Genomic DNA, 23,885 nt, shown 5'->3' on the forward strand with positions numbered 1-23,885 from the left:
AAAATGCGCAAGGTCATTCGTTTAGGTGATACCACATCCCACGGCGGCAAGGTGATCAGTACCCGCGCTACCCACTTCAAGGTGGGTGGTATTCCAGTTGCCTGCGTCGGCGATCCTTGCACCTGCCCCATCTCCGGCCACACCGGCTGCACGATCACCAGCGGTTCTTCGCGTCATCGAATTAACGGTATTTCGATCGCTTTCGAGGATGACGTAACCAGCTGCGGAGCCAAGCTGAAGTCGAGTTTTCCAAACTTTCGTACGACATGAGATAGAGCCAGACTGTCACGAGCGGCGGATGCGCTTCATCGCGGTCTCTCACGCCTATGAAATTACATTGCTGCTTGCGTTACTAGGAGGTCGGCAACGACGTCCCCGTGTAGTGGACCGTCCACGATCACGGCGAGCTCGCGCATCCGGTCCCGTAAATCAACAATTTGTGGATTCGGCTCCCGTTGCGCAGCCCAAGAAGCTTCAGACGGCCATTGTGCATATGCGAAGTAGTGGTTGTCGGCGCACCGATGCAAGCGCGAACCTAGCCCACCCCGCTCATCGCGTATGAGTTCCGTAAGCTCGAACCAGGCGCGCTCGAACTCTCGTTCACGTCCCGCGCTCACTTTCCATTTAAAGAAAATCGCGTGCATGACATCTTTCGAGCTAAAGAAATGTGGCAAGCATGAACAATACCGCCCGCTAAAGCGCCGGCTGTACTAGTAGAGCAGCTCGGTTAAATGTGCCGGCTGCGCGTTTGTACACAGCCGGAACTGATAGGGGACGTTCGGAATGACTCAGTGCACGGCGACGTTGCTCTCAGGACAAGTAGCGGAATAAATGCTCTACGGGTCGCTGCCGTTGTGGCTAACTTTTTTAGTTTGTGGCGAACTATATTAGTTCGCCACAAACTAACAACCGGCCATCCTGCGCCTTTTACTCCACCGTCACCGACTTCGCCAAGTTACGCGGCTTGTCGACGTCGGTGCCCCGTGCCAGTGCCGTGTGATAGGCCAGCAGTTGCAGCGCTACCACGTGCAGGATCGGCGACAGGTCGCCATAGTGTTCCGGCAGACGGATCACGTGCAAGCCTTCGCCCGACGTGATCCTCGAGTCGACGTCGGCGAACACGTATAGCTGGCCGCCACGGGCGCGCACTTCCTGCATGTTCGATTTCAGTTTTTCCAGCAATGCATCGTTCGGGGCGATGGTGACGACCGGCATTTCTTCGGTGACCAGCGCCAGCGGGCCGTGCTTCAGTTCGCCTGCCGGATAGGCTTCGGCGTGGATGTACGAGATTTCCTTGAGCTTCAAGGCGCCTTCCAGCGCGATCGGGTAATGCATGCCGCGGCCCAGGAACAGGGCGTTTTCCTTGCGCGCGAATTCCTCGGCCCAGGCGATCACTTGCGGCTCAAGCGCCAGGACGGCGGAAATGGCGAGCGGCAGGTGACGCATCTGCTTCAGGTGCGCGGCTTCTTGATCGGCGCTCAGGCGGCCGTTGACTTGCGCCAGGGTCAGGGTCAGCAGGAACAGGGCGGCCAGCTGGGTCGTAAACGCCTTGGTCGAGGCGACGCCGACTTCGATGCCGGCGCGGGTGATGTAGGCCAGTTCGCATTCACGGACCATGGCGCTGGTCGAGACGTTGCAGATGGTTAGCGTGTGCGGCATGCCCAGGCTGCGGGCGTGCTTCAGCGCGGCCAGGGTGTCGGCGGTCTCGCCCGACTGGGTGATCGTCACGACCAGGGTGTTCGGGTGCGGCACGCTGTCGCGATAACGGTATTCGCTGGCGATTTCAACGTTGACCGGCAGCTTGGCGATGCATTCGATCCAGTACTTGGCGGTGAGACCGGCATAGTAGCTGGTGCCGCAGGCCAGGATCAGCACGCGGTCGATGTCCTTGAACACGGCGCGGGCATTTTCTCCGAACAGTTCGGGCATGATGCCGGTGACGCCCTCGAGGGTGTCGCCGATGACGCGCGGCTGTTCGAAGATTTCCTTCTGCATGTAATGGCGGTATGGGCCGAGCTCGGCCGCGCCGGTGTGGGCGTGCACGGTTTTTACTTCGCGCTCGACCGGACGGCCGTCAGCGTCGACGATCCAGTAGCGCGACAGCTGCAGGTCGACGACGTCGCCTTCTTCCAGATAGATGATCTGGTTCGTGGTGCCGGCCAGCGCCATGGCGTCGGAGGCGACGAAGTTTTCGCCTTCGCCCACGCCCAGGATCAGGGGCGAGCCCTGGCGCGCGGCGACGACGCGGTGCGGTTCTTCGCGCGAGAATACGGCGATCGCATAGGCGCCATGCAGGCGCTTTACGGCTTGTTGGACCGTGTCGAACAGATCGCCGTTATACATGTGCTCGACCAGGTGGGCGATCACTTCGGTGTCGGTCTGGCTCGTGAAGACATAACCGAGGCCGGTCAGTTCGGTGCGCAATTCATCGTGGTTTTCGATGATGCCGTTGTGCACCAGCGCGATGCGCGCGTTTTCTTCGGCTGGCGAAAAGTGCGGGTGCGCGTTGTGCGAGGCCGGGGCACCGTGGGTGGCCCAGCGGGTATGGGCGATGCCCGTAAAACCTTGCAGGCCGGTACCGGCAATTTGGGTTTCCAGGTCGGCCACGCGCGACGTGCTGCGCGAGCGGGCCAGACGGCCTTCGACGTGCAGGGCCACGCCGCAGGAATCGTAGCCGCGGTATTCGAGGCGCTTCAAACCCTCGATCAGGATAGGAGTGATATTACGTTGAGCAACTGCGCCGACAATACCGCACATGAAAAACCTCATTATAAAAAATTAGCAATAAAGCGTATGCTACGGCAATACGCATGAAATATGCTTTCAGAGCGCGGCTATTTTTGTTATAAAATTTCATTGGACACCATGAATGAAATATTATTTCATTTATAACTAGATATTTTATAAAAATTTTATGATAAATGATCCTGTGACACTCGATGACCTTGATCGTCGCATCCTGAATTTCTTGCAGGCTGACGCATCGCAGACGAATGCAGAGCTGGCCGAGCAAGTTCATGTCTCGCCACCGACTTGTCTGCGCCGCGTCAAGCAGCTGACCGAGAATGGTGTTATCGCACGGCAAGTCGCGCTCGTCGATCCCGACAAGGTCGGGGCGCGCCTGACGGCCATCGTCGAGATCACGCTCGACGTGCAAGCGGCCGAGCGGCTCGACCAATTCGAGCAGCTGGCAGCCGGCGAGGACGCGGTCATGCAGTGCTACCGGGTCGCGCCGGGGCCGGATTTCGTCTTGATCATCCAGCTGGTCGACATGCCGGCCTATCACGCGCTGGCGCACCGCCTGTTCGCCACGCATGCCAACGTGCGCAACGTGAAGGCCTATTTTTCTACCTTCCGCAGCAAATTCGATACGCGCATTGCCGTCTGACGACATGGCCAATGCCTGTGGATAATGTTGTGGATGACTGTGTGCAAGTCGGTCGGCTATCCAGTGGGATGAGGCGGTGGAGAGCCCTGTGGTTTGTGCGGTGAACCAGGTACTCTTCCAAAAAAACTGGTGTTGTTGGCTGCCCGAACCGGCGCGTTGCTGCGTGCTTGCGCCGCATCCGGTTCCGTTTGCCAATATTCACTTATTTCCGGACAAGTCCTCCGCCTTTTAAGCGGTCGATTACTTCGGCTTTTTCACAGGACGGCTCCAGCCGTCGATGGTCATTTGCTTGGGACGGGAAATGGTCAGCTTGCCGGCCGGCGCGTCTTTCGTCAGCGTGGTGCCGGCGCCGAGCGTGGCGCCCTTGCCGACGGTCACCGGCGCCACCAGCTGGCTGTCGCTGCCGATGAAGGCATCATCCTCGATCACCGTGCGGAACTTGTTGGCGCCATCGTAATTGCAGGTGATGGTGCCGGCGCCGATGTTGACGCGCGCCCCGACCGTGGCGTCACCCACATAGGCCAGGTGATTGGCCTTGCTGTGCGCGGCGACCTGGCTATTCTTGATTTCCACGAAATTGCCGATGTGGACATCCTCGCCCAGGTCCGTGCCCGGGCGCAGGCGCGCGTACGGGCCGATCTGCGATGCCGGGCCCACCTTGGCCTGCTCGATATGGCAGAACGGCTTGATGCTGGCGCCGGCGCCAATGGTCGCATTCACCAGCACGCAATGCGGGCCGACCGTCACGCCGTCGGCCAGTTCCACGCGTCCTTCGAATACGCAGCCGACGTCGATCGTCACGTCGCGTCCGCAAACGAGTTCGCCGCGCACGTCGATGCGGCTAGGATCCATCAGGGTCACGCCTTGTTCCAGCAAGGCATTGGCAATGTTCAGCTGATGGCGACGCTCGAGCTCGGCCAATTGCACCTTGCTGTTGACGCCCGCCACTTCCCATTCGCCGCGCGGGGAAGCGGACACCACCTCCACGCCATCGGCCACGGCTTGCGCCACGATGTCGGTCAGATAGTATTCGCCCTGTGCATTGTTGTTCGACAGCGCGGCCAGCCAGCGTTTCAGGTGGCGGGTCGGCACCACCAGGATGCCGCTGTTGATTTCGCAAATTGCCCGCTCGATGTCGTTGGCGTCTTTTTCTTCGACGATGCGCACGATGCGGCCGCCTTCGCGCACGATGCGGCCCAGGCCGAATGGATCGGCCTGTTCGACGGTCAGGATGCCGAGCTTGTCGCTAGCGGCGGCCTCGACCAGGCGGCGCAACGAGTCAGCCGTCGTCAGCGGCACGTCGCCGTACAGCACCAGGGTGGGCACGGCCTCGTCCAGTTGCGGCACCGCTTGCATCACGGCGTGGCCGGTGCCCAGCTGCGGCTGCTGCAGGGCGGTGTCGATCGGGGCTTCACCCGCGCGCGCCAACTGCGCCACCATCGACGGCACCGCTGCGCCCCCGTGTCCGTAAATCACGCATAATTTGCTCGGCCGCAGCAAGCGAGCCGTATCGATCACATGCTGCAAGAGCGGCTTCCCAGCCAGCGGATGCAACACTTTAGGCAGCGCGGACTGCATGCGCTTTCCCATGCCGGCGGCAAGGATGACAACGTTCATAGGCCGAATTCAATTAGAGTTAATAAGATGAAAAAGTTTAGCATGCATGACACCTCGCACGGTTCCCTCCTGCAGCGCACGCGTGCACTGTTCCTGATCGCGCTGCTGGCCCTGACGGCTGCCTGCAGCTCGATCCGGTTGAGCTACAACCATGGCGATACCTTACTGTACTGGTGGCTGGACGCCTATGTCGATTTCGAAGGCGAGCAATCCGCGTGGGTCAAACGCGACATCGACGCGTTGTTCCAGTGGCACCGCAATACCCAGCTGAACGATTACGCGAGCCTGCTCGCCACTTTCCAGCGCCAGCTGGCCGGCAATCCGACCCAGGCCGATCTACTGGCCGGTTACCGCGAGCTGCGCCGCCGCACCGAAGTGCTGGCCATGAAAGCCGTGCCCGACATGGTCGATCTGGCGCGTTCGCTCACGCCGGAGCAGATCGAACAAATGGAAGAACGGTTCGAGAAGAAGAACGCCGAATACCGCCGCAAGTTCGTCGTCGCCAGCGCCGAAAAACGCCAGGAAGCGCGTTACGATAAATCGATGGAACAATTCAAGCTCTGGTTCGGCAAATTCAGCGACGACCAGGAGAAGGCATTGCGCCGCGCCTCGGACGCGCGCCCGCTCGACGGCAATATCTGGCTCGAAGAACGCATCTATCGCCAGCGCAAAATCCTGGCCCTGGCACGCAAGATTGAGCAAGAAAAGCCGAGCAAGGAACAAACCGGCGCCATGATCAGCGCGCTGCTGCGCGAATTCTTCGGCCGCATGGACGCGCCCGACCGCAAGGGTTTTTATGACAGTTATATCGACGCCACCACCGCCTATATCCTGGCCGCGATCAAGATCGCCACGCCGGCCCAGAAAGCCCATGCGCATAAACGCATGCAGGGCTGGATCGACGATTTCAATGTGCTGGCAAAAGAAGCGAAATGAAGAAATAAGGAAAGGACAGGCTCTGATATAGTGCGCGCCATGCCAAGAAAGCCCATTAAACCACCCCAGGCGCAGCACGGCCGTCCGCGCCTCGCGCCGCAGCAGGTGCGCATCATCGGCGGCGAATGGAAACGGCGCTTGCTGCCGGTGGTCGACGCGCTCGGCCTGCGCCCCACGCCCGACCGCGTGCGCGAAACCGTCTTTAACTGGCTGCGGCACCAGGTCGGCGGCGACTGGGCAGGCATCGATTGCCTCGACCTCTTCGCCGGCAGCGGCGCCCTCGGCTTCGAGGCGGCCAGCCGCGGCGCGCGCTCGGTCACCATGCTCGATTTCAATGGCCCGGTAGCGCGCCAGCTGCAAGAAAACAAGGCATTGCTGAAAGCGGACAATGTCACCATCCTGCGCGGCGATGCCTTCAGCGTCGCCGCCGATATGGCAACGCGCGCCCAGCGCTACGATGTCATCTTCCTCGATCCGCCTTACCAGCAAGACTTCATTGCCAAGGCATTGCCGCTGTGCGTGCCGCTGTTGAAACAAGACGGCATGGTATATGTCGAAGCCGAATTCGGATTGCCGCAGGGCGAGCAGACGCCGGACTGGCTTTTTCCTTGGGAACAAGTTCGCGCCGATAAGGCCGGCATGGTTTACTATCATTTGCTCAAGCTGAACGATAACTTGCACGAAAACAAGGCTTAATTCCTTCAAATTTGCCCAATTTCCGGGCAACGAGGGGGCCAGGCTGGGGCAACTGCCGGAATTTCAGGCATAATGCGCGTTCCAACACAGGGGTTTCTTTCAGGGAGCAGCAATGGTAGTAGCCGTTTATCCAGGTACCTTCGATCCGCTCACCCGCGGCCATGAGGATCTGGTCCGCCGTGCATCCGGTCTGTTCGACATGCTCGTCGTCGGTGTTGCCGACAGCAAGAACAAGAAGCCATTCTTCTCGCTCGAGGAGCGCCTGGAGATCGCCAACGAGGTGCTGGGCCATTACCCGAACGTGCAGGTGGAGAGCTTTTCCGGCCTGTTGAAGGATTTCGTGCGCAAGCACGATGCGCGCGTGATCGTGCGCGGCCTGCGCGCCGTGTCCGACTTCGAGTACGAGTTCCAGATGGCCGGCATGAACCGCTATTTGCTGCCGGACGTCGAAACCCTGTTCCTGACCCCGTCCGACCAGTATCAATTTATTTCGGGCACCATCGTGCGCGAAATCGCGATGCTCGGCGGCGACGTCTCGAAATTCGTGTTCCCGTCGGTGGACCGCTGGCTGCAAAACAAGATTGCATCCATGGCCGCACCGCAAGCCTGACGGTATCGATGGAATAAAAGCTGCGCCATGGCCTTACTGATTACCGACGAATGCATCAATTGCGACGTGTGCGAGCCCGAGTGCCCGAACGACGCTATTTCCATGGGCGAGGAGATCTACGAGATCGATCCGCATAAATGCACGGAATGCGTCGGCCACTTCGACGAACCGCAGTGCCAGGCCCTGTGCCCGGTCGCCTGCATCCCGTTCAATCCGGCCTGGCGCGAAACGCGCGAGGAACTGCTGGCCAAGTACGAGCGATTGACGGCCGGTAAGAGCGCCGCCTGAGCCACGCCGCCCGGCGCGTCTCCGCACACCGGCTGGGCGGCGCCAGGCGTATGCCGGTCCAGCGGGGCGCCATGCTATGCTGGCGCCATGGGCAAACACGACGACGAACTGAGAACGAGGCTGCCAAGTTCGGTCAACGAAAACCTCAGCACGATCGCCGACTACTACGCGCGCCATGAAGAAAACATGACGCGTGCCCAGGCGCTCATCGAGAAGCTGAGCGTCATTCTCGGCAGCCCCGCTTATGTCGCGGCCAATGTCGTCTTCATCGTCCTCTGGATCGTCCTGAACCTGGCCGCGCCCGAATTCGGATTGACCCAGTTCGATGAACCGCCTTTCTTTTGGCTGCAAGGATTTGTCAGCCTGAATGCCTTCATCATTTCCACTACCGTGCTGATCCGCCAGAACCGCATGTCGAAGCTGGCTGAACAAAATGCCCACCTCGACCTGCAAATCAGCTTGCTGGCGGAAGAAAAGACCAGCAAGATCATCGCCATGCTCGAGGATATCCGGCGCGATTCGCCCCACTTGCCCGACCGGGTCGATGCCGAAGCCGACGAATTGTCCCACTCGGCCGACACCAGCACCGTGCTCGAAGCGATCGAACGCGATCACGAACACGACAAGTCTCACCTGGATTGAAGGCGCGCGCCACAGGCTGGCGTCCATGAAAAAACGCGGCGCCGGGTGACCGGACGCCGCGTTTTTTCATGGACGCCAAGCGGATCAGGGGCGGGAACGGGCCAGGCGTGGGCGCACGATCAGCAGGAAGGCGCGCACCAGGCCGGAAAGCAGGGGACGGAAAAACACCAGGACGCCCGCCAGCAGCGCCAGCACCAGCGCGCCGCGCAGGAGTTCGGCCAGCGGCAGCAGGAAAAACAAGGAAAGAACGTTAGCGAATGCCATGAATTACCTAATCTTTGATCACAATATATTGATTTCATTGACTATAGTGCATTGCAACATATAAATCTAATTCCGATTCCTGATGGCCCTTATATTGATTGTGAATGAAATGAGGTACACTTTGATGCAGACCAATAGTTGTCCCTATATTGCTGACGAGATACTTCCATGAGCTTCTTGACACTCGACCTGAATTTGCTGCGCGTGTTCGACGCAGTCATGACCGAACAAAACCTGACGCGCGCTGCCGGCCATCTGGCGATGACCCAGCCGGCAGTGTCGAATGCGATCAAGCGACTGCGTGAAAGCCTGGGCGACGAACTCTTGATCCGCACCGCCTATGGCGTGAAGCCGACACCGCGCGCCGAAGCCTTGTGGCCGGCCGTGCGTGCAGCGCTGCAATCGCTGGAAGCGGCCGTGATGCCGGAAACCTTCGATGTCTCGAAGGCGCAAGCGACTTTCCGCATGGCGATGGCCGACGCCACCGCCGCCTACTGGCTGCCCTCGCTGATGCGCTCGATCGAAAGCGAAGCGCCGGGGGTGAACATCCGCATGGTGCCGCTGACCACGCGCGAACCGCGCCCGATGCTGCTGCGCGGGGATATCGACCTCGCGGTCGGCTTCTTTCCCGGCGTCGCAGCCCAACTGTCGTATGAAACCGGTTCCCCGATCCGCCATGAGCGCCTGTATTCCGGCCAATACGTATGCGTGATGCGCAAGAACCATCCGCTGGTCAACCAGAAGCTCGATCTCGATACCTATTGCAAGGCCAACCACTTGCTGGTGAGTTTTTCCGGCCGCGCCCACGGCCTGGTCGACGAGGCGCTGTCGCAGATCGGACGTGAACGGCGCATCCTGTTGACCGTGAACCAGTTTTTCACGGCGGGACGGGTGGTCGCGAATTCGGATTTGATCACGGTACTGCCGAAACACTTGATGGTGTCGACCGGGATGACCGAGTCCCTGGTCTGGCGCGAACTGCCCTTCGCGCTGCCGGCCGTGCACCTGGACATGCTCTGGCACGAACGCGACAGCCGCAGCCCGGCGCACCGCTGGCTGCGGAATAACCTGGAAGCGACGGCGGCCACGGCGACCGCGCCCAAGGGCGAACGCGTGGCGGCCTGATACGAACGCGCCAGGGCGCGCACCGGGCGGGCGCGTTAGCGGATCGGCAACTTCGTCGTATTCTTGACTTCTTCCATCACTGCATAGGTATGCGTTTCGCGCACGCCTTTCTGCAGCAGCGTCTTGCCCAGGAATTCGCGGTAGGCCGCCATATCCTTGACGCGCGCCTTGACCAGATAGTCGAAGCCGCCGGCCACCATGTGGCATTCCAGCACTTCCGGAATCAGCTGCACGCTCTGTTTGAAGGCGTCGAACACTTCCGGCGTGGTGCGGTCGAGCACGACTTCGATAAACACCAGCAGCGAGACATCCAGTAGCTGCGGGTTCAACTGGGCGGTATAGCCCATGATGTAGCCGGACTCGTGCAACTTGCGAACGCGCTCGAGGCAGGCTGCCGGCGACAGGTTGACCCGGGTGGCGAGCTCGACGTTGCTGATGCGGCCGTCGTTTTGTAGCTCTGCGAGAATTTTCTTTGAAATCTTGTCCAGCATGCCGTCTCTCTTCTACATAAATATTATTTGGTCGAATTCTCGCACCAAAAACTATCTATTGCTAGTACTCCGTAAAAACAGAATTAATCCAGAAGAAATCCTTCTACAATCAAACGATTGAAGCATGGCTGGAACCCGCGCCAGCTCTCCTGGCAGAGCGGCGCGTTTTGCCGTGCGCTTTTCCCGATGTCACCTTCTTTTCCAATGCAAAGACCCGTCATGCAGATCGCCGCAACGAACGCCGCCACCTTCGTTCCCTTCGATGTTTTTCAGTCCGAACTCAAGCCGGAGCAGCCGCCCCTGCGCGCCGCCATCACGGCCGCTTACCGGCGCGACGAGGCCGAAGCCGTGCAATGGTTGCTGGCCCAGGGGGCGCGTCCGGCTGCGGGTGCGACACCGCTGGCGCACCGGCTGGTCTGCGCGGTGCGCGCAAAACGCACGCGCGCCTCCGGGGTCGACGCCCTGATGCACGAATTTTCGCTGTCGTCGGAAGAAGGCGTGGCCTTGATGTGCCTGGCGGAAGCCTTGCTGCGCATTCCCGACAGCGCCACCGCCGACCGCCTGATCGCCGATAAGATCAGCCGCGGCGATTGGAAAAGCCACCTGGGCGAATCGCCCTCGCTGTTCGTCAACGCCGCCACCTGGGGCTTGCTCATTACCGGCAAACTAGTGGCGAGCAACAGCGAGCGCGGACTCGGTGCGGCCATGACGAAACTGATCGCCAAGGGCGGCGAACCCGTGATCCGCAAGGGCGTCGATCTGGCCATGCGCATGCTCGGCAACCAGTTCGTCACCGGCCAGACCATCGACGAAGCCCTGAAAAACAGCCAGCCGAACGAAGCGCGCGGTTATCAATATTCCTACGACATGCTGGGTGAAGCGGCGCTGACCGAGTCCGACGCCCGAGCCTATTACGCGTCCTACGAAAAGGCGATCCACGCGATCGGCAAGGCGTCGGACGGGCGCGGCATCCAGAACGGCCCGGGCATTTCGATCAAGCTGTCGGCCCTGCACCCGCGCTACAGCCGCGCGCAGTCGAGCCGCGTGATGAACGAACTGCTGCCACGCGTGCGCAGCCTCGTGTTACTGGCCAAACAGTACAACATCGGCATGAACATCGACGCCGAAGAAGCCGACCGCCTCGAGATCTCGCTCGACATGCTCGAAGCACTGGCCTTCGATGCAGATCTGAAAGGTTTTGACGGCATCGGCCTGGTGGTGCAGGGTTATCAAAAGCGCTGCCCCTTCGTGATCGATCACGTGATCGACCTGGCCAGACGCAGCGGCCGGAAATTCATGGTGCGCCTGGTCAAAGGAGCGTATTGGGATGCCGAGATCAAGCGTGCGCAAGTCGACGGCATGCCGGGCTTCCCGGTCTATACGCGCAAGGTGCATACGGACCTGTCCTACCTGACCTGCGCCGAAAAACTGCTGGGCGCGACCGATGTCATCTACTCCCAGTTCGCCACCCATAACGCGCATACCCTGGCCGTGATCTACACCTGGGCCAAGGAACGCGGCGTCGAGCATTATGAATTCCAGTGCCTGCACGGCATGGGCGAGACGCTGTACGACCAGGTGGTCGGTCGAGATAACTTGAACAAGCCTTGCCGTATCTACGCGCCGGTCGGCTCGCACGAAACCCTGCTCGCCTACCTGGTGCGCCGCCTGCTCGAAAACGGGGCGAATTCCTCGTTCGTGAACCAGATCGTCGACGAAAAGGTCGCCATCGAAACATTACTCAAGGATCCCTTCGAAGAGGCGCGCGCCAGTGGCGGCAAGCCGCACCCGGGGATCGCCCTGCCGCGCGCGCTGTTCGGTACCGAACGCAAGAACTCGGCCGGCATCGACCTGACGAACGAGGATGCGCTGCGCACGCTGGGGAGCGCGCTGTCGCGCCAGCGTGCTTACCGCGCCGCGCCGCTGATCGCCGGCAAGGTGGAAGGCGCCGCCACGCTGGCCGTCGTCAATCCTGCGCAGCACGCCGATATTGTCGGCCACATCACCGAAGCGTCCCAGGCCGACGTCGAGACCGCCTTGCTGGCCGCCGCCGCGTTTGCCGGCGACTGGAACAACAGCGCGAACCGCGAACGCGCCGCCATCCTCGAGCGCGTGGCCGACTTATTCGAGGAAAACTGCGCCGAGCTGATGGCCCTGGCCGTGCGCGAAGCCGGCAAATCCTTGCCGAACGCGATTGCCGAAATCCGCGAAGCCGTCGACTTCTTGCGTTATTACGGCGCCCAGGTGAAGGATGCGCCGCAAATGCAGGCCTTGGGACCGGTCACCTGCATCAGCCCTTGGAATTTCCCGCTCGCTATTTTTACGGGTCAAGTTGCCGCGGCCCTGGCCGCCGGCAATGTCGTGCTCGCAAAACCGGCCGAGCAGACGCCGCTGATCGCGCAGCGCGCCGTCGCACTGTTTCACGAAGCCGGCATCCCGCGTGCCGCCCTGCAATTGCTGCCGGGCCGAGGCGAAGTCGTCGGCGCCGCCCTCAGCGCCGACGCGCGTGTAAAAGGCCTCATCTTTACGGGCTCGACCGAAGTGGCGCAACTGATCAACCGTACGCTGGCCAAGCGCGCCGACGCCGAGGGCATCGACATTCCCCTGGTCGCGGAAACGGGCGGCCAGAACGCCCTGATCGTCGACTCTTCGGCGCTGCCGGAGCAAGTCGTGCAGGACGTGCTCAGTTCAGCCTTCGACAGCGCCGGCCAGCGCTGCTCGGCGCTGCGGGTATTGTTCCTGCAGCAGGAGATTGCCGATAAGACGATCCAAATGTTAAAGGGTGCGCTCGACGAACTGCGCGTCGGCAGCCCCGACCGCTTGGCGACCGACATCGGTCCCGTCATCGACGCCGAGGCCCAGGGCACGCTGCTGGCCCATATCACGCGCATGCGCGCAACCGCCAGGCAGCATTTCGCGCTCGACTTGCCAGACTCGGTGACGGCGCACGGCAGCTTCGTGGCGCCGACCGTGCTGGAAATCGGTTCCTTGTCGGAACTGAAACAGGAAGTCTTCGGCCCCGTGCTGCACATCGTGCGCTACCGCCGCGCCGATCTGGGCAAGGTGGTCGATGCCATCAATGCGACCGGCTACGGCTTGACCCTGGGCGTGCATTCGCGCATCGACGAAACCATCGATTTCGTCATCACCCGCGCCCACGTCGGCAATATCTACGTCAACCGGAATATCGTCGGCGCCGTCGTCGGCGTCCAGCCATTCGGGGGCGAGGGCAAATCCGGCACCGGTCCGAAGGCGGGCGGTCCGCTGTACATCAAGCGCCTGCAGCGCCAGGCGGCGCCCTTGCCGACCCACGCGAACCGCGCGTATGCGGCACTGTCCGCGCTGCTGGCCTGGGCACGTAACAATGGTCACCAAGACATTTTTGCCCTGGGTGACGCCTATGCGCGCACCCAGCTGAGCGGCACGACATTGGCGTTGCCGGGCCCGACCGGCGAAACGAACCGCCTGTCCTTTGTCCCGCGCGGCGGCGTGCTGTGCGCCGCGCATTCACTGAAGGGCATGCTCAATCAACTGGCAGCGGTGCTGGCAACGGGCAACCGCGCCTTCATCCTGGCCAGCGCGCACATGGTGGTGCCGGAAAACTTGCCGCCGGAGGTGCGCGAGCGCATCCGCTTGATCGGCGCGGCCGAGGTGGGCGACTGCGAAGCCGGCATCGCCCTGATCGAAGCCGGCATGCCGGGCCAGCTGCGCTCGCAGCTGGCGGCCAAGGACGGCGCCATCGTCGGCATCGTCGACACCAGTGCGCAGGCGCCGGTGGCCATCTGGCGCCTGGTGGCGGAACGCGCCGTTTGCATCAACACGACGGCCGCTGGGGGCAACGCAAGCCTGATGACGCTGGGACTGTAATGATGGTGAAGTAAAGGTCGTTCGTTTCGTTCAATGGGAGGAAGACATGTTAGTTGGCGTTCCAAAAGAAATCAAAAACCATGAATACCGGGTCGGCCTGACCCCGCCTTCCGTGCACGAACTGGTCGCACGGGGGCATCAGGTGATTGTCCAGAAGAACGCCGGCGCGGAGATCGGCTTGTCGGACGAGCAATACATGAAGGCCGGCGCCACGATCGTCGACAGCGCGCAAGAAATCTTTGCCCGGGCCGGCATGATCGTCAAAGTCAAGGAACCGCAACCGGGCGAATGCGCGATGCTGCGCGAAGGACAGATTCTGTACACCTATCTGCACCTGGCGCCGGATCCGGAACAGACGGCGGCGCTGGTCGCCTCGAAGGCGGTCTGCATTGCCTACGAAACGATTACCGGCGGCGGCGGCGGCTTGCCGCTGCTTGCGCCCATGAGCGAAGTGGCGGGGCGCATGTCGATCCAGGCCGGCGCGGCCCACCTGGAAAAATCCAAGGGCGGCATGGGACTGCTGCTGGGCGGCGTGCCGGGCGTGGCGCCTGGCCACATCGTCATCATCGGTGCCGGCGTGGTCGGCACCAATGCCTTGCAAATGGCGGTCGGTAGCGGCGCCCGGGTCACGGTGCTCGACAAAAACATCGAGCGCCTGCGCCAGCTCGACCTGGTGTACGGCAACCGCATCGCCACCGTGTATTCGACGGGCCAAGCGATCGAGGAAGCGGTGCTGGCGGCCGATTTGGTCATCGGCGGCGTGCTGGTGCCGGGTGCGGCGGCGCCGAAGCTGGTGACGAAAGCGATGATTTCGCGCATGAAGAAGGGGGCGGTCGTGGTCGACGTGGCGATCGACCAGGGCGGCTGCTTCGAAACGTCGCACGCCACCACCCATGCCGATCCGACCTTCGTCGTCGATGGCGTGGTCCATTACTGCGTGGCGAACATGCCGGGCGCCGTGGCCCGCACCTCGACCTTTGCGCTGAACAACGCCACCATCGGCCATGCCCTGGCCCTGGCAAGCAAGGGCTGGCGCCGGGCCCTGCTGGACGATGCGCATTTGCGCCAGGGGCTCAACGTCTGCCTGGGCAAGGTCACGTATGAAGCGGTCGCGACAGCGCTCGGTTACGACTATGTGCCGGCCGATTCGCTGCTGAAATGAGTCTGCAGGCAAAAACGCCTGACAATGTAAAAGGCATAGCGCGCGGCCACCGATTTTACGAAACGTAAAAAATCGGTGGCCGCGTCTTCATTGGCATTGTCGGAAATGGTCCGCAGCACGGCGCAGGGAACGCCCAGCTCGTGACACACCTGCGCCACCGCCGCTCCTTCCATCTCGACCGCCACCAGGCCCGGCAGGGCCGCATTCAAGTCATTGATATGGGCGCGGTCGTCGACGAACTGGTCGCCGCTGGCAATCAAGCCGCGGTGGATCCGGGGCCGGGTCAAATTGAATGCCGCCCGCTCGCGCGGATCGATCGCATCGACAAAGTCTTCGTCCAGGAAACCGGAGGCCGCTTCCAGCAGGCGCGTGCCCAGCGCGTGGTCGGCCGGGAAATGGGTTAGCCCCGTGAGCGGCACCTCGAAGCGGGGAAACAGGGGGCTGGCATCCATGTCGTGCTGGACCAGCGATTCGGCCACCACGATGTCGCCCACGGCGATCGTCCTGGCGCCGGCACCGGCAACGCCCGTAAAGAGAATGTGGGTAACTCCGAACTTCTCCACAAGCACCGTCGTCGTCACCGCAGCGGCAACCTTGCCAATTCGCGACAGGACGCATACAGCGTCGATTTCCCACAGTCGTCCGACCCAGTAGTCGCGCTGACCATGGATGAGCTTGTGGGGCCCCTGCATGGCCTCCACGAGCCCCTGCTGTTCTTCAGACAGTGCACTGATGATCCCGAGACGCATGATTTTCTTTAAAAACAAGGGCAGTAAGGAGGCGGGAGACCGAGTTCAGCCTGGTTGCATCGTGCTGGACGGGTTTTCCACGCCGTTCACCCTGTTCTCTGTTTACAGTAATAAAGGTATGTATACAAATTGGTAGTGATAGTAAACGCGCAGTTTACTGTGGATAAGAGCGGTTTACTCCACAAGATCAGCGGCTTGCGGCATCACAATCGAGCTGGACAAAGATTGTATCGACCCTGCACCGATGTTGGAGAAAAAAAAGCGGTCCTTCAGTAAACGTCGTTCTGCACATAGGCTCCTGTGGATATGCAGTGGCTTGTCCACAGCCCGCGGGACGCGGCCCGCCGATTTTTGACGACTAGCCGGTTGTTCGCCACGATGGCGTCGCCCGGCTCGATCCATCACCCCGGCCGGCAAGGTGGCCGGACAGGACTTCCTGTTCCATACGCCGACATGGTGTTTCCTGCCAAACCCGAAACCCGTGGATAAATAAAGGGGCTCCCTGGTCGCCGACCGGCGCATGCCGATTTTTGTTGACGGCGCTTGCAAGGTGCACGCCCGATGGCGACGTGCTGGCTTCGCTTTCTTCCTGCCCAACGCTTGCCGCCCCCGAACCCGTGGGCTGGCCCCGGCCAGCGGCTGTCGCCCACCGGTTTTTCACAGCGCGCCTCTGCTATCTATTTAATTAAAAGAGATAGATATAAAAATAGTAGTAGTAGTAAACGCGGCCGTTTACTGTGGATAAAGTGGATTTTCTCCACAGCGTCAATGGCTTACCTGCGTTTCGATGTCGCGTACAAGCGCTGTATCGCGCTTGCACCGAACGTGTACAGATTCTTCAGCGTCGGCACGAACCGGGCTTTTGCACATTCACTCCTGTGGATATGCATGGGTTTGTCCACACCCTGTGCAGGCAGGAAAGCGGCGCTGGCTTGCCGCTTGCTTGGCGGGCAAGAGCGAGGAGGGCCAGGCCCGTGCAGTGACAGACGGGTTCGGCCGGAAGAATTTGACGCCTGGCGCCAACAATTCGAGGGCGGCCATAAAAAAAATTTCCTGTTCCCGCTGCGCTGTACAGGTTTACAACCTACATAGGTATACAACGGTAGTAATAGTGTTAACAAGTGGCCTTTTTTGTGGATAAGTCCGTTAATGAACGCGAAATCATCGGTTTACATGCGGTATAAACCTGTGATGCCGGCTGTATCGACGCCGTGGCAAATCTGGACAAGATGTCGGCGCCACGCCAAAGCCGCGTTTTTGCACAATGCGTTCCTGTGGATATCAATAGGCTTATCCACAGATGAGCTACTGGCGCGAAGTTTACGATCTGGTAAGCTTGGCTTTCTGATTCGACAATGCGGGGGGCGGACATGGGAATCGATGGCTTGTTCCAGGTACCGGTGGTCCAGGGACCGATGGCGGGGGGCGCGTGCACGCCGGAACTGGTTGCCACCGTGTCCGAGGCCGGCGCGCTCGGCGCCTTGCCCTGTTCGCTCCTCGCTCCCGCGACGATCGCACAGCAGGTGGCGCGCATCCGCAGCCTGAGCGAGCGTCCGTTCCTGCTGAATTTTTTCATCCAGAGCAAACCCGAGCCCAGCCGCGCCGAGTTGGAAGGCGCGGTCGAACTGCTGCGCCCGGTATGGGAAAGCCTGGGCTGGGATGGCTTGCCGGTCCCGGCCGCCTGGTGCGAGGATTTCGCGGCCCAGTTCGAGATGCTGCTGAACCTGCGTCCGGCAGCCGCCAGTTTTACCTTCGGCATCCTGGAAGGTGTGCAAGTCGAACGCCTGCATGGGGCCGGTATTCAGGTGATCGGCACCGTCACCACGGTGGAAGAGGCCCTGGCCTGGGAAGCGATCGGCGCCGATGCGGTGGTGGCCTCGGGCATCGAGGCTGGCGGACACCGTGGCACGTTCATCGGACGCCAGGAAGATGCGGTGCTCTCGGGCCCGGAACTGTGGCCGGCGGTCGCGGCGGCCGTCAAGATTCCCGTGATTGCCGCCGGCGGCATCATGAGCGGCGCCGACATCAAGCGGGCGCTGGCGCTGGGGGCGCGCGCCGTGCAGATGGGCACTGCTTTCCTCGTCACCGACGAAGCGGCGCTGCACCCGGCGTACAAGGCGCGCCTGCTGAGCGGGGAAGGGCGCACGCGCCTGACGCGCAGTTTTTCCGGGCGCTATGCACGCGGCCTGGAAAACCGCTTCATGCGGCAGATGCAAGCCGTGGAAGCGCTGGTGCCGCCGTATCCGGTCCAGAATGCGCTCACCGCCAGCATCCGCGCCGCTGCCGCAAAGCAGGGCGACACCGAATTGATGTCGATGTGGGCCGGCACTGAATTTGCGCGGGCGCGGCCGATGCCGGCAGGGAAACTCGTGCAGTTGTTGGCTTCCGAATTGCAGACTTGAGGAGATAGCGTGGAATCGGCTGGAGAATACGACTACATCATCGTGGGGGCCGGTACCGCTGGCTGCGTGTTGGCCAATCGCTTGACGCAAAATCAGCAGGTCGAGGTACTCCTGATCGAAGCGGGCGCGCGCGACGATTACCTCTGGATCCACATTCCCGTCGGTTACCTGCATTGCATCGGCAATCCGCGCACCGACTGGCTGTTCAATACCGAACCGGACGCAGGCCTCGGCGGGCGTGCCCTGATCTATCCGCGCGGCAAAGTACTGGGCGGCAGTTCGTCGATCAACGGCATGATCTACATGCGTGGCCAGAAGGAAGATTACGACCGCTGGGCCGAGGTCAGCGGCGACGATTCCTGGCGCTGGAACGAGGTGCTGCCGCTGTTCAAGAAAAGCGAAGACCACCATCGCGGCGCCAGCGAGGTCCACGGCGCCGGCGGCGAGTGGCGCGTCGAACAGCAGCGGCTATCCTGGAAGATCCTGGACGCCTTCCGCGATGCCGCGGCCGAGGTCGGCATTGGCAAGGTCGACGATTTCAATGGCGGCGACAATGCCGGTAGCGCGTATTTCGAAGTCAACCAGCGGCGCGGGATTCGCTTGAATACCGCAAAGGCCTTCTTGAAGCCGGCCGCGCAGCGCCCGAACCTGACCATCATGACCGGTTGCCACGTCGAGCGCCTGATCGTGGAAACGACGGCAACCGGCGCCGTCTGCCGCGGCGTGCAATTTACCGGCGGCGGGCGCGCCCATAGCGCCAGCGCTCGCCGCGAAACGCTGCTCGCCGCCGGCGCCATCGGTTCGCCTCACATCCTGCAATTGTCGGGCATCGGGGCCGGCGACCACCTGCATCGTCACGGCGTCCAGCCGGTCGTCGAATTGCCTGGCGTGGGCGAAAACTTGCAGGATCATTTGCAACTGCGCATGGTCTACAAGGTGCAGGGCGTGAAAACCCTGAACATAAGCGCCGCCAACTGGTTCGGCAAGATGAAAATCGGACTCGAGTATGCCTTCCTGCGTAGCGGGCCGATGTCGATGGCGCCTTCGCAACTGGGCGCCTTTGCCCGTTCCGGACCCGAGCACGCCACGCCCAACCTGCAATACCATGTCCAGCCCCTGTCCCTGGAAAAATTCGGCGATCCCTTGCACGGTTTCCCCGCGTTCACCGCCAGCGTCTGCGACCTGCGTCCGACCGCGCGCGGGCATGTGCGCCTTGCAACGCACGACAGTTATGCGCCGCCAAAGATCACGCCCAACTACCTCAGTACGCAGGAAGACCGGAAAACAGCGGCCGCCGCGCTGGCACTGACGCGCCGCATCGTCGCCGCCCCGGCCCTGGCGCGCTACCAGCCGCAGGAATTCAAGCCGGGCATCCACTACCGCACCGAGGAAGAACTGGCCGAAGCGGCAGGCTTGATCGGCACCACGATCTTCCATCCGGTAGGCACCTGCAAGATGGGCAAGCCGACCGACCCGGGCGCGGTGGTCGACAGCGCGCTGCGCGTGATCGGGGTCGGCGGCTTGCGCGTGGTCGATGCTTCCGTGATGCCGTTCATTACGTCAGGCAATACGAATGCCCCGACCCTGATGATTGCCGAAAAGGCAGCCGCCCTGATCGTTGGCGCGCAAAAACGCCCTGTGTAATTTTGCACAGGCGGTCTGCGTAAGCGGTGATGTTGTGCTTCCCTGCACAGGTTAGCGTTGTATTGTGTAAAGACCTAATCTGTGTAATATTTGCCAAGTTGTGTTCGACGCAGCACATCCACGCACTGGAGACACGATGGCAGACGTCATTCTTGAAACGAAAAACTTGACCAAAGAGTTCAAGGGTTTTACAGCAGTCAATGATGTCAACCTGCGCGTCCAGCGCGGGCACATCCACGCCTTGATCGGCCCGAACGGCGCCGGCAAGACCACCTGTTTTAATTTGCTGACCAAGTTCCTGGTGCCGACCTCGGGCCAGATCCTGTTCAACGGCCGCGATATCACCGAAGACAAACCGGCGCAGATCGCGCGTCGCGGCATCATCCGTTCGTTCCAGATTTCCGCCGTGTTTCCGCATCTCACCGTGCTGCAAAACGTGCGCATCGGCCTGCAGCGCGAGCTGGGGACGAGTTTTCATTTCTGGCGCAGCGAAGCCTCCCTGTCTTCCCTGAACGAACGTGCCATGGCGCTGCTCGACGAAGTCGACCTGTCCGGTTTTGCCGATACCGTCACCGCCGATTTGCCGTACGGCCGCAAGCGCGCGCTCGAGATCGCCACCACGCTGGCGATGGAACCGGAACTGATGCTGCTCGATGAGCCGACCCAGGGCATGGGCCACGAAGACGTGCACCGCGTGACGGCCCTGATCAAGAAAGTCTCGCAAGGACGCACGATCTTGATGGTCGAACACAATATGAGCGTCGTCGCCGGCATTTGCGACCGCATTTCCGTCCTCCAGCGCGGCGCCATGCTGGCCGAAGGAACGTATGTGGAGGTGTCGAACAATCCACAAGTGATGGAAGCCTACATGGGCACCACCAGCGGCGAACTCGAAGCGGGGCACGCATGACGGCCGCCCTGGAAATTATCGACCTGCAAGCCTGGTATGGCGAATCGCACATCCTGCACGGCATCAGCCTGTCGGTCGCGCAGGGCGAAGTCGTGACCCTGTTAGGCCGTAACGGCGCCGGCCGCACGACGACGCTGCGCGCCATCATGGGATTGACGGGGCGCCGCAGCGGCGTGATCCGCATCAATGGCGTCGAGGCGGTCGGCTTGCCGACCCACCGCATCGCCCACCTCGGCGTCGGTTATTGCCCGGAAGAGCGCGGAATTTTCTCGTCGCTGTCGACCGAGGAAAACCTGATGCTGCCGCCCGCCCTGAAAGGCGGCGGCGCGGCCATGTCGATCGATGAGATCTACGAGATGTTCCCGAACCTGAAAGAGCGCCGCCACAGCCAGGGCACGCGCCTGTCGGGCGGCGAGCAGCAGATGCTGGCGGTGGCGCGCATCCTGCGCACCGGCGCGCGCCTGCTGCTGCTCGACGAGATTTCCGAGGGCCTGGCGCCGGTCATTGTGCAGGGCCTGGCCCGCATGATCACCATGCTCAAGGCGAAGGGCTACACGATCATCATGGTCGAGCAGAATTTCCGCTTCGCCGCGCCCCTCGCGGACCGTTTCCACGTTGTCGAGCATGGCCAGATCGTCGAGACCATCGAGGCGCAAGACCTCCAGGCCCGGATGCCGGTGCTGACCGAACTGCTCGGCGTATAGGCAATGCAGTACTCAGTAAAAAGTACCAATAGCACCATCAACCACAAGAACGGAGACACAATAATGAAACGCACAGCCCTCGCCCTCGCCACCAGCGCCGCCCTGTTCGCCCTGGCCGCTCCCGCCCACGCGCAAATCAGCGGCGATACGATCAAGATCGGCTTGCTGACCGACCTGTCCGGCGTCTATTCCGACGTCGACGGCAATGGCGGCGCCGAAGCCGTGCGCATGGCGATCGCCGACATGGGCGGCGCCGTCAACGGCAAGAAAGTCCAGTTCGTGGTGGCCGACCACCAGAACAAGCCCGACATCGCCGCCTCCAAGGCGCGCGAATGGTTCGACCAGCAAGGCCTCGACATGCTGATCGGCGGCACCAATTCGGGCGCCAACCTGGCCATGGCGAAAATCGCGGCCGAGAAGAAAAAGGTGTTCATTTCGATCGGCGCCGGCACCGCCCAGCTGACCAACGAACAGTGTTCGCCCTACACCGTGCACTACGCCTACGACACCGTGGCGGTGGCGCGCGGCACCGGCTCGGCCGTGCTCAAGCAGGGCGGCAAGAGCTGGTACTTCCTGACTGCCGACTATGCTTTCGGCCAGTCGCTGGAAAAGGACACCACCGAAGTGGTCAAGGCCAACGGCGGCACCGTCCTGGGCAGCGTGAAGCACCCGCTGTCGGCCTCGGACTTCTCGTCCTTCCTGCTGCAGGCGCAAGCGTCCAAGGCACAGGTGCTGGGCCTGGCCAATGCCGGCGGCGACACGATCAACTCGATCAAGGCGGCCAAGGAATTCGGCATCACCCCGGGCATGAAAATCGCCGGCCTGCTGGTGTTCATCAACGACGTCCACACCCTGGGACTGGACGCGACCCAGGGCATGTACCTGACCGATGGCTGGTACTGGGACATGAACGCCGACACCCGCGCCTGGTCGAAGCGTTACTTCGCCAAGATGAAGAAAGAGCCGTCGATGCTGCAGGCGGCCGACTATTCGGCAACGACCCAATACCTGAACGCGGTCAAGGCAATCGGCACCGACGACGCGACCAAGGTCATGGCCAAGCTGAAGTCGACCAAGATCAACGACATGTTCGCCAAGAACGGCGTCATCCGCGAAGATGGGCGCATGGTGCACGACATGTACCTGATGCAAGTGAAATCGAAGGCCGAGTCGAAGTATCCATGGGATTACTACAAGGTCGTCGCGACCATCCCGGGCGAGCAGGCGTTCACCAAGAAGTCCGAGACGAAGTGCGCGGCCTGGAAGTGATGCAGCAAGGCCGCGCATTGCGCGCGGTGTCGTCAGTTTCGCCGTAACGCCAGCGTCGCTTGAACGCGTGGACGGCATAGCCGTCCACCCCTTGTCCCTGCGGTCAGGCAGGGTGGACGGGGCCTCCCGTCCACGCGCGCAACGGGCGCATGCATTGCGGCATGCTTCACCAATTCTCCTTGGCCGGTCCGGCCGCCCCGGCTGACCGCCATCCCGACTTTTTGCTTTGGGTATCTATGGAAATTTTCGGAGTTCCCCTGCAAGCCATGATGAGCCAGCTTCTGCTGGGTCTGGTCAATGGTTCCTTCTATGCGATGCTCTCGCTCGGCCTGGCCGTCATTTTCGGCCTGCTCAACGTCATCAATTTTTCCCACGGTGCGCTGTACATGATGGGGGCCTTCATGGCCTACATCGGCGTCACCGAATACGGCCTGAACTACTGGATGATGCTGGTGCTCGCGCCGCTCGCCGTGGGCCTGTTCGGCATCGTCGTCGAAAAGACGATGCTGCGCTGGCTCTATCAACTCGATCACCTGTACGGCCTGCTGCTGACCTTCGGCATCACGCTGCTGCTCGAAGGCGTGTTCCGCTCCTTCTTCGGCGTCTCCGGCCAGACCCTGAACGTGCCCGAGCAGCTGCAAGGGGCGACCAACCTCGGCTTCATGGTCTTGCCGAACTACCGCGCCTGGGTCGTGGCCGCTTCGCTGACCGTCTGCCTCGGCACCTGGTTCGTGATCGAGAAAACGCGCCTGGGCGCCTACCTGCGCGCCGGTACCGAAAACCCGAAACTGGTGGAAGCCTTCGGCATCAACGTGCCGCGCATGGTCACCCTCACCTACGGTTTCGGCGTCGCCCTGGCCGGCCTGGCGGGCGTGCTGGCGGCACCGGTGATCAACGTCACGCCGCTGATGGGCTCGAACCTCATCATCGTCGTGTTCGCCGTCGTCGTGATCGGCGGCATGGGATCGATTCTCGGCTCGATCATCACCGGCTTGCTGCTGGGGGTGATCGAAGGCTTGACCCGGGTCTTCTATCCGGAAGGCTCGGAGGTCGTCGTGTTCGTGGTCATGGTCATCGTGCTGCTGCTGCGCCCGGCCGGTCTGTTCGGTAAGGAGAAATAA

Annotated in this window: 22 protein-coding genes; 16 read left to right on the plus strand and 6 right to left on the minus strand. The window is 61.7% G+C overall.

Annotated elements, in window-relative coordinates; genetic code table 11:
• Nucleotides 1-3 precede the first annotated feature (3 nt).
• Entirely contained in the window at nt 4-270 is a 267-nt protein-coding gene (locus ACFPOU_RS06695) for a PAAR domain-containing protein (RefSeq protein WP_379718506.1), read from the plus strand.
• A gap of 62 nt (nt 271-332) precedes the next feature.
• On the opposite strand, the gene ACFPOU_RS06700 is transcribed toward ACFPOU_RS06695, so the two are convergent.
• Together ACFPOU_RS06700 and glmS are read right to left on the minus strand one after the other, a co-directional pair.
• Nucleotides 333-644, minus strand: coding sequence for an antibiotic biosynthesis monooxygenase family protein (locus ACFPOU_RS06700; protein WP_379718509.1), 312 nt, complete (start codon nt 642-644; stop codon nt 333-335).
• Nucleotides 645-927: 283 nt separating this feature from the next.
• Complete coding sequence (glmS, locus tag ACFPOU_RS06705) at nt 928-2,757, minus strand: glutamine--fructose-6-phosphate transaminase (isomerizing) (RefSeq protein WP_379718511.1); 1,830 nt, start codon at nt 2,755-2,757, stop codon at nt 928-930.
• Nucleotides 2,758-2,914: 157 nt separating this feature from the next.
• Here glmS and ACFPOU_RS06710 point away from each other — a divergent pair, with 157 nt between their 5' ends.
• Nucleotides 2,915-3,388, plus strand: a complete 474-nt coding sequence (locus ACFPOU_RS06710) for an Lrp/AsnC family transcriptional regulator (protein WP_379718514.1) — start codon at nt 2,915-2,917, stop codon at nt 3,386-3,388.
• Between the two features lie 240 nt (nt 3,389-3,628).
• Here ACFPOU_RS06710 and glmU read toward each other — a convergent pair whose 3' ends face one another.
• Nucleotides 3,629-5,005, minus strand: coding sequence for a bifunctional UDP-N-acetylglucosamine diphosphorylase/glucosamine-1-phosphate N-acetyltransferase GlmU (glmU, locus tag ACFPOU_RS06715; protein WP_379718517.1), 1,377 nt, complete (start codon nt 5,003-5,005; stop codon nt 3,629-3,631).
• Between the two features lie 27 nt (nt 5,006-5,032).
• On the opposite strand from glmU, the gene ACFPOU_RS06720 reads away from it, so the two are divergent.
• From ACFPOU_RS06720 to ACFPOU_RS06740, 5 genes are all read left to right on the plus strand, one after another.
• Nucleotides 5,033-5,941, plus strand: a complete 909-nt coding sequence (locus ACFPOU_RS06720; RefSeq protein WP_379718521.1) for a DUF6279 family lipoprotein — start codon at nt 5,033-5,035, stop codon at nt 5,939-5,941.
• Nucleotides 5,942-5,980: 39 nt separating this feature from the next.
• Nucleotides 5,981-6,637 (plus strand): 16S rRNA (guanine(966)-N(2))-methyltransferase RsmD, encoded by a 657-nt coding sequence (rsmD, locus tag ACFPOU_RS06725; protein WP_379718524.1) that lies wholly within the window; start codon nt 5,981-5,983, stop codon nt 6,635-6,637.
• Nucleotides 6,638-6,749: 112 nt separating this feature from the next.
• Nucleotides 6,750-7,247 carry a pantetheine-phosphate adenylyltransferase gene (coaD, locus tag ACFPOU_RS06730; protein ID WP_379718527.1) on the plus strand — a complete coding sequence of 166 codons (498 nt, stop codon included), beginning with the start codon at nt 6,750-6,752 and terminating at the stop codon, nt 7,245-7,247.
• A gap of 27 nt (nt 7,248-7,274) precedes the next feature.
• Complete coding sequence (locus ACFPOU_RS06735; RefSeq protein WP_379718530.1) at nt 7,275-7,535, plus strand: YfhL family 4Fe-4S dicluster ferredoxin; 261 nt, start codon at nt 7,275-7,277, stop codon at nt 7,533-7,535.
• A gap of 87 nt (nt 7,536-7,622) precedes the next feature.
• On the plus strand, nt 7,623-8,177 hold the full coding sequence (locus tag ACFPOU_RS06740; RefSeq protein WP_379718533.1) for a DUF1003 domain-containing protein: 555 nt from the start codon (nt 7,623-7,625) through the stop codon (nt 8,175-8,177).
• 84 nt (nt 8,178-8,261) lie between these two features.
• Here ACFPOU_RS06740 and ACFPOU_RS06745 read toward each other — a convergent pair whose 3' ends face one another.
• Entirely contained in the window at nt 8,262-8,441 is a 180-nt protein-coding gene (locus tag ACFPOU_RS06745) for a hypothetical protein (RefSeq protein WP_379718536.1), read from the minus strand.
• A gap of 168 nt (nt 8,442-8,609) precedes the next feature.
• Between ACFPOU_RS06745 and ACFPOU_RS06750 the strand changes: the two genes are divergently transcribed.
• Entirely contained in the window at nt 8,610-9,566 is a 957-nt protein-coding gene (locus ACFPOU_RS06750; RefSeq protein ID WP_379718539.1) for a LysR family transcriptional regulator, read from the plus strand.
• A gap of 35 nt (nt 9,567-9,601) precedes the next feature.
• Here the strand turns inward: ACFPOU_RS06750 and ACFPOU_RS06755 are convergent, their stop codons facing one another.
• The gene (locus ACFPOU_RS06755) at nt 9,602-10,057 is read right to left on the minus strand and encodes an Lrp/AsnC ligand binding domain-containing protein (RefSeq protein ID WP_056340766.1); all 456 of its coding nucleotides are present in this window, start codon (nt 10,055-10,057) and stop codon (nt 9,602-9,604) included.
• A gap of 219 nt (nt 10,058-10,276) precedes the next feature.
• On the opposite strand from ACFPOU_RS06755, the gene putA reads away from it, so the two are divergent.
• Nucleotides 10,277-13,924 carry a trifunctional transcriptional regulator/proline dehydrogenase/L-glutamate gamma-semialdehyde dehydrogenase gene (gene putA / locus ACFPOU_RS06760; protein WP_379718543.1) on the plus strand — a complete coding sequence of 1,216 codons (3,648 nt, stop codon included), beginning with the start codon at nt 10,277-10,279 and terminating at the stop codon, nt 13,922-13,924.
• A 46-nt stretch (nt 13,925-13,970) separates the two neighbouring features.
• A complete protein-coding gene (gene ald, locus ACFPOU_RS06765) occupies nt 13,971-15,086 on the plus strand; it encodes an alanine dehydrogenase (RefSeq protein ID WP_379718547.1) in 1,116 nt (371 codons plus the stop codon).
• On the opposite strand, the gene ACFPOU_RS06770 is transcribed toward ald, so the two are convergent.
• Nucleotides 15,056-15,835, minus strand: a complete 780-nt coding sequence (locus ACFPOU_RS06770) for a 5'-methylthioadenosine/adenosylhomocysteine nucleosidase (protein ID WP_379718550.1) — start codon at nt 15,833-15,835, stop codon at nt 15,056-15,058. The genes ald and ACFPOU_RS06770 overlap by 31 nt on opposite strands.
• A gap of 1,370 nt (nt 15,836-17,205) precedes the next feature.
• On the opposite strand from ACFPOU_RS06770, the gene ACFPOU_RS06775 reads away from it, so the two are divergent.
• The 6 genes from ACFPOU_RS06775 to ACFPOU_RS06800 all read left to right on the plus strand — a co-directional run bounded on the left by ACFPOU_RS06775 (nt 17,206) and on the right by ACFPOU_RS06800 (nt 23,885).
• Nucleotides 17,206-18,237, plus strand: coding sequence for an NAD(P)H-dependent flavin oxidoreductase (locus tag ACFPOU_RS06775; RefSeq protein ID WP_379718553.1), 1,032 nt, complete (start codon nt 17,206-17,208; stop codon nt 18,235-18,237).
• A gap of 9 nt (nt 18,238-18,246) precedes the next feature.
• A complete protein-coding gene (locus ACFPOU_RS06780; RefSeq protein ID WP_379718556.1) occupies nt 18,247-19,881 on the plus strand; it encodes a GMC family oxidoreductase in 1,635 nt (544 codons plus the stop codon).
• A 136-nt stretch (nt 19,882-20,017) separates the two neighbouring features.
• Entirely contained in the window at nt 20,018-20,791 is a 774-nt protein-coding gene (locus tag ACFPOU_RS06785) for an ABC transporter ATP-binding protein (protein WP_379718559.1), read from the plus strand.
• Nucleotides 20,788-21,495 (plus strand): ABC transporter ATP-binding protein, encoded by a 708-nt coding sequence (locus tag ACFPOU_RS06790; RefSeq protein ID WP_379718561.1) that lies wholly within the window; start codon nt 20,788-20,790, stop codon nt 21,493-21,495. Before ACFPOU_RS06785 ends, ACFPOU_RS06790 begins: the two co-directional genes overlap by 4 nt.
• Before the next feature lie 63 nt (nt 21,496-21,558).
• Nucleotides 21,559-22,764 carry an ABC transporter substrate-binding protein gene (locus ACFPOU_RS06795; RefSeq protein WP_379718564.1) on the plus strand — a complete coding sequence of 402 codons (1,206 nt, stop codon included), beginning with the start codon at nt 21,559-21,561 and terminating at the stop codon, nt 22,762-22,764.
• 236 nt (nt 22,765-23,000) lie between these two features.
• On the plus strand, nt 23,001-23,885 hold the full coding sequence (locus ACFPOU_RS06800) for a branched-chain amino acid ABC transporter permease (RefSeq protein WP_379718567.1): 885 nt from the start codon (nt 23,001-23,003) through the stop codon (nt 23,883-23,885).

The sequence above is a fragment of the Massilia jejuensis genome (assembly GCF_042656795.1).
Classification (GTDB): Bacteria; Pseudomonadota; Gammaproteobacteria; order Burkholderiales; family Burkholderiaceae_D; genus Telluria; species Telluria jejuensis.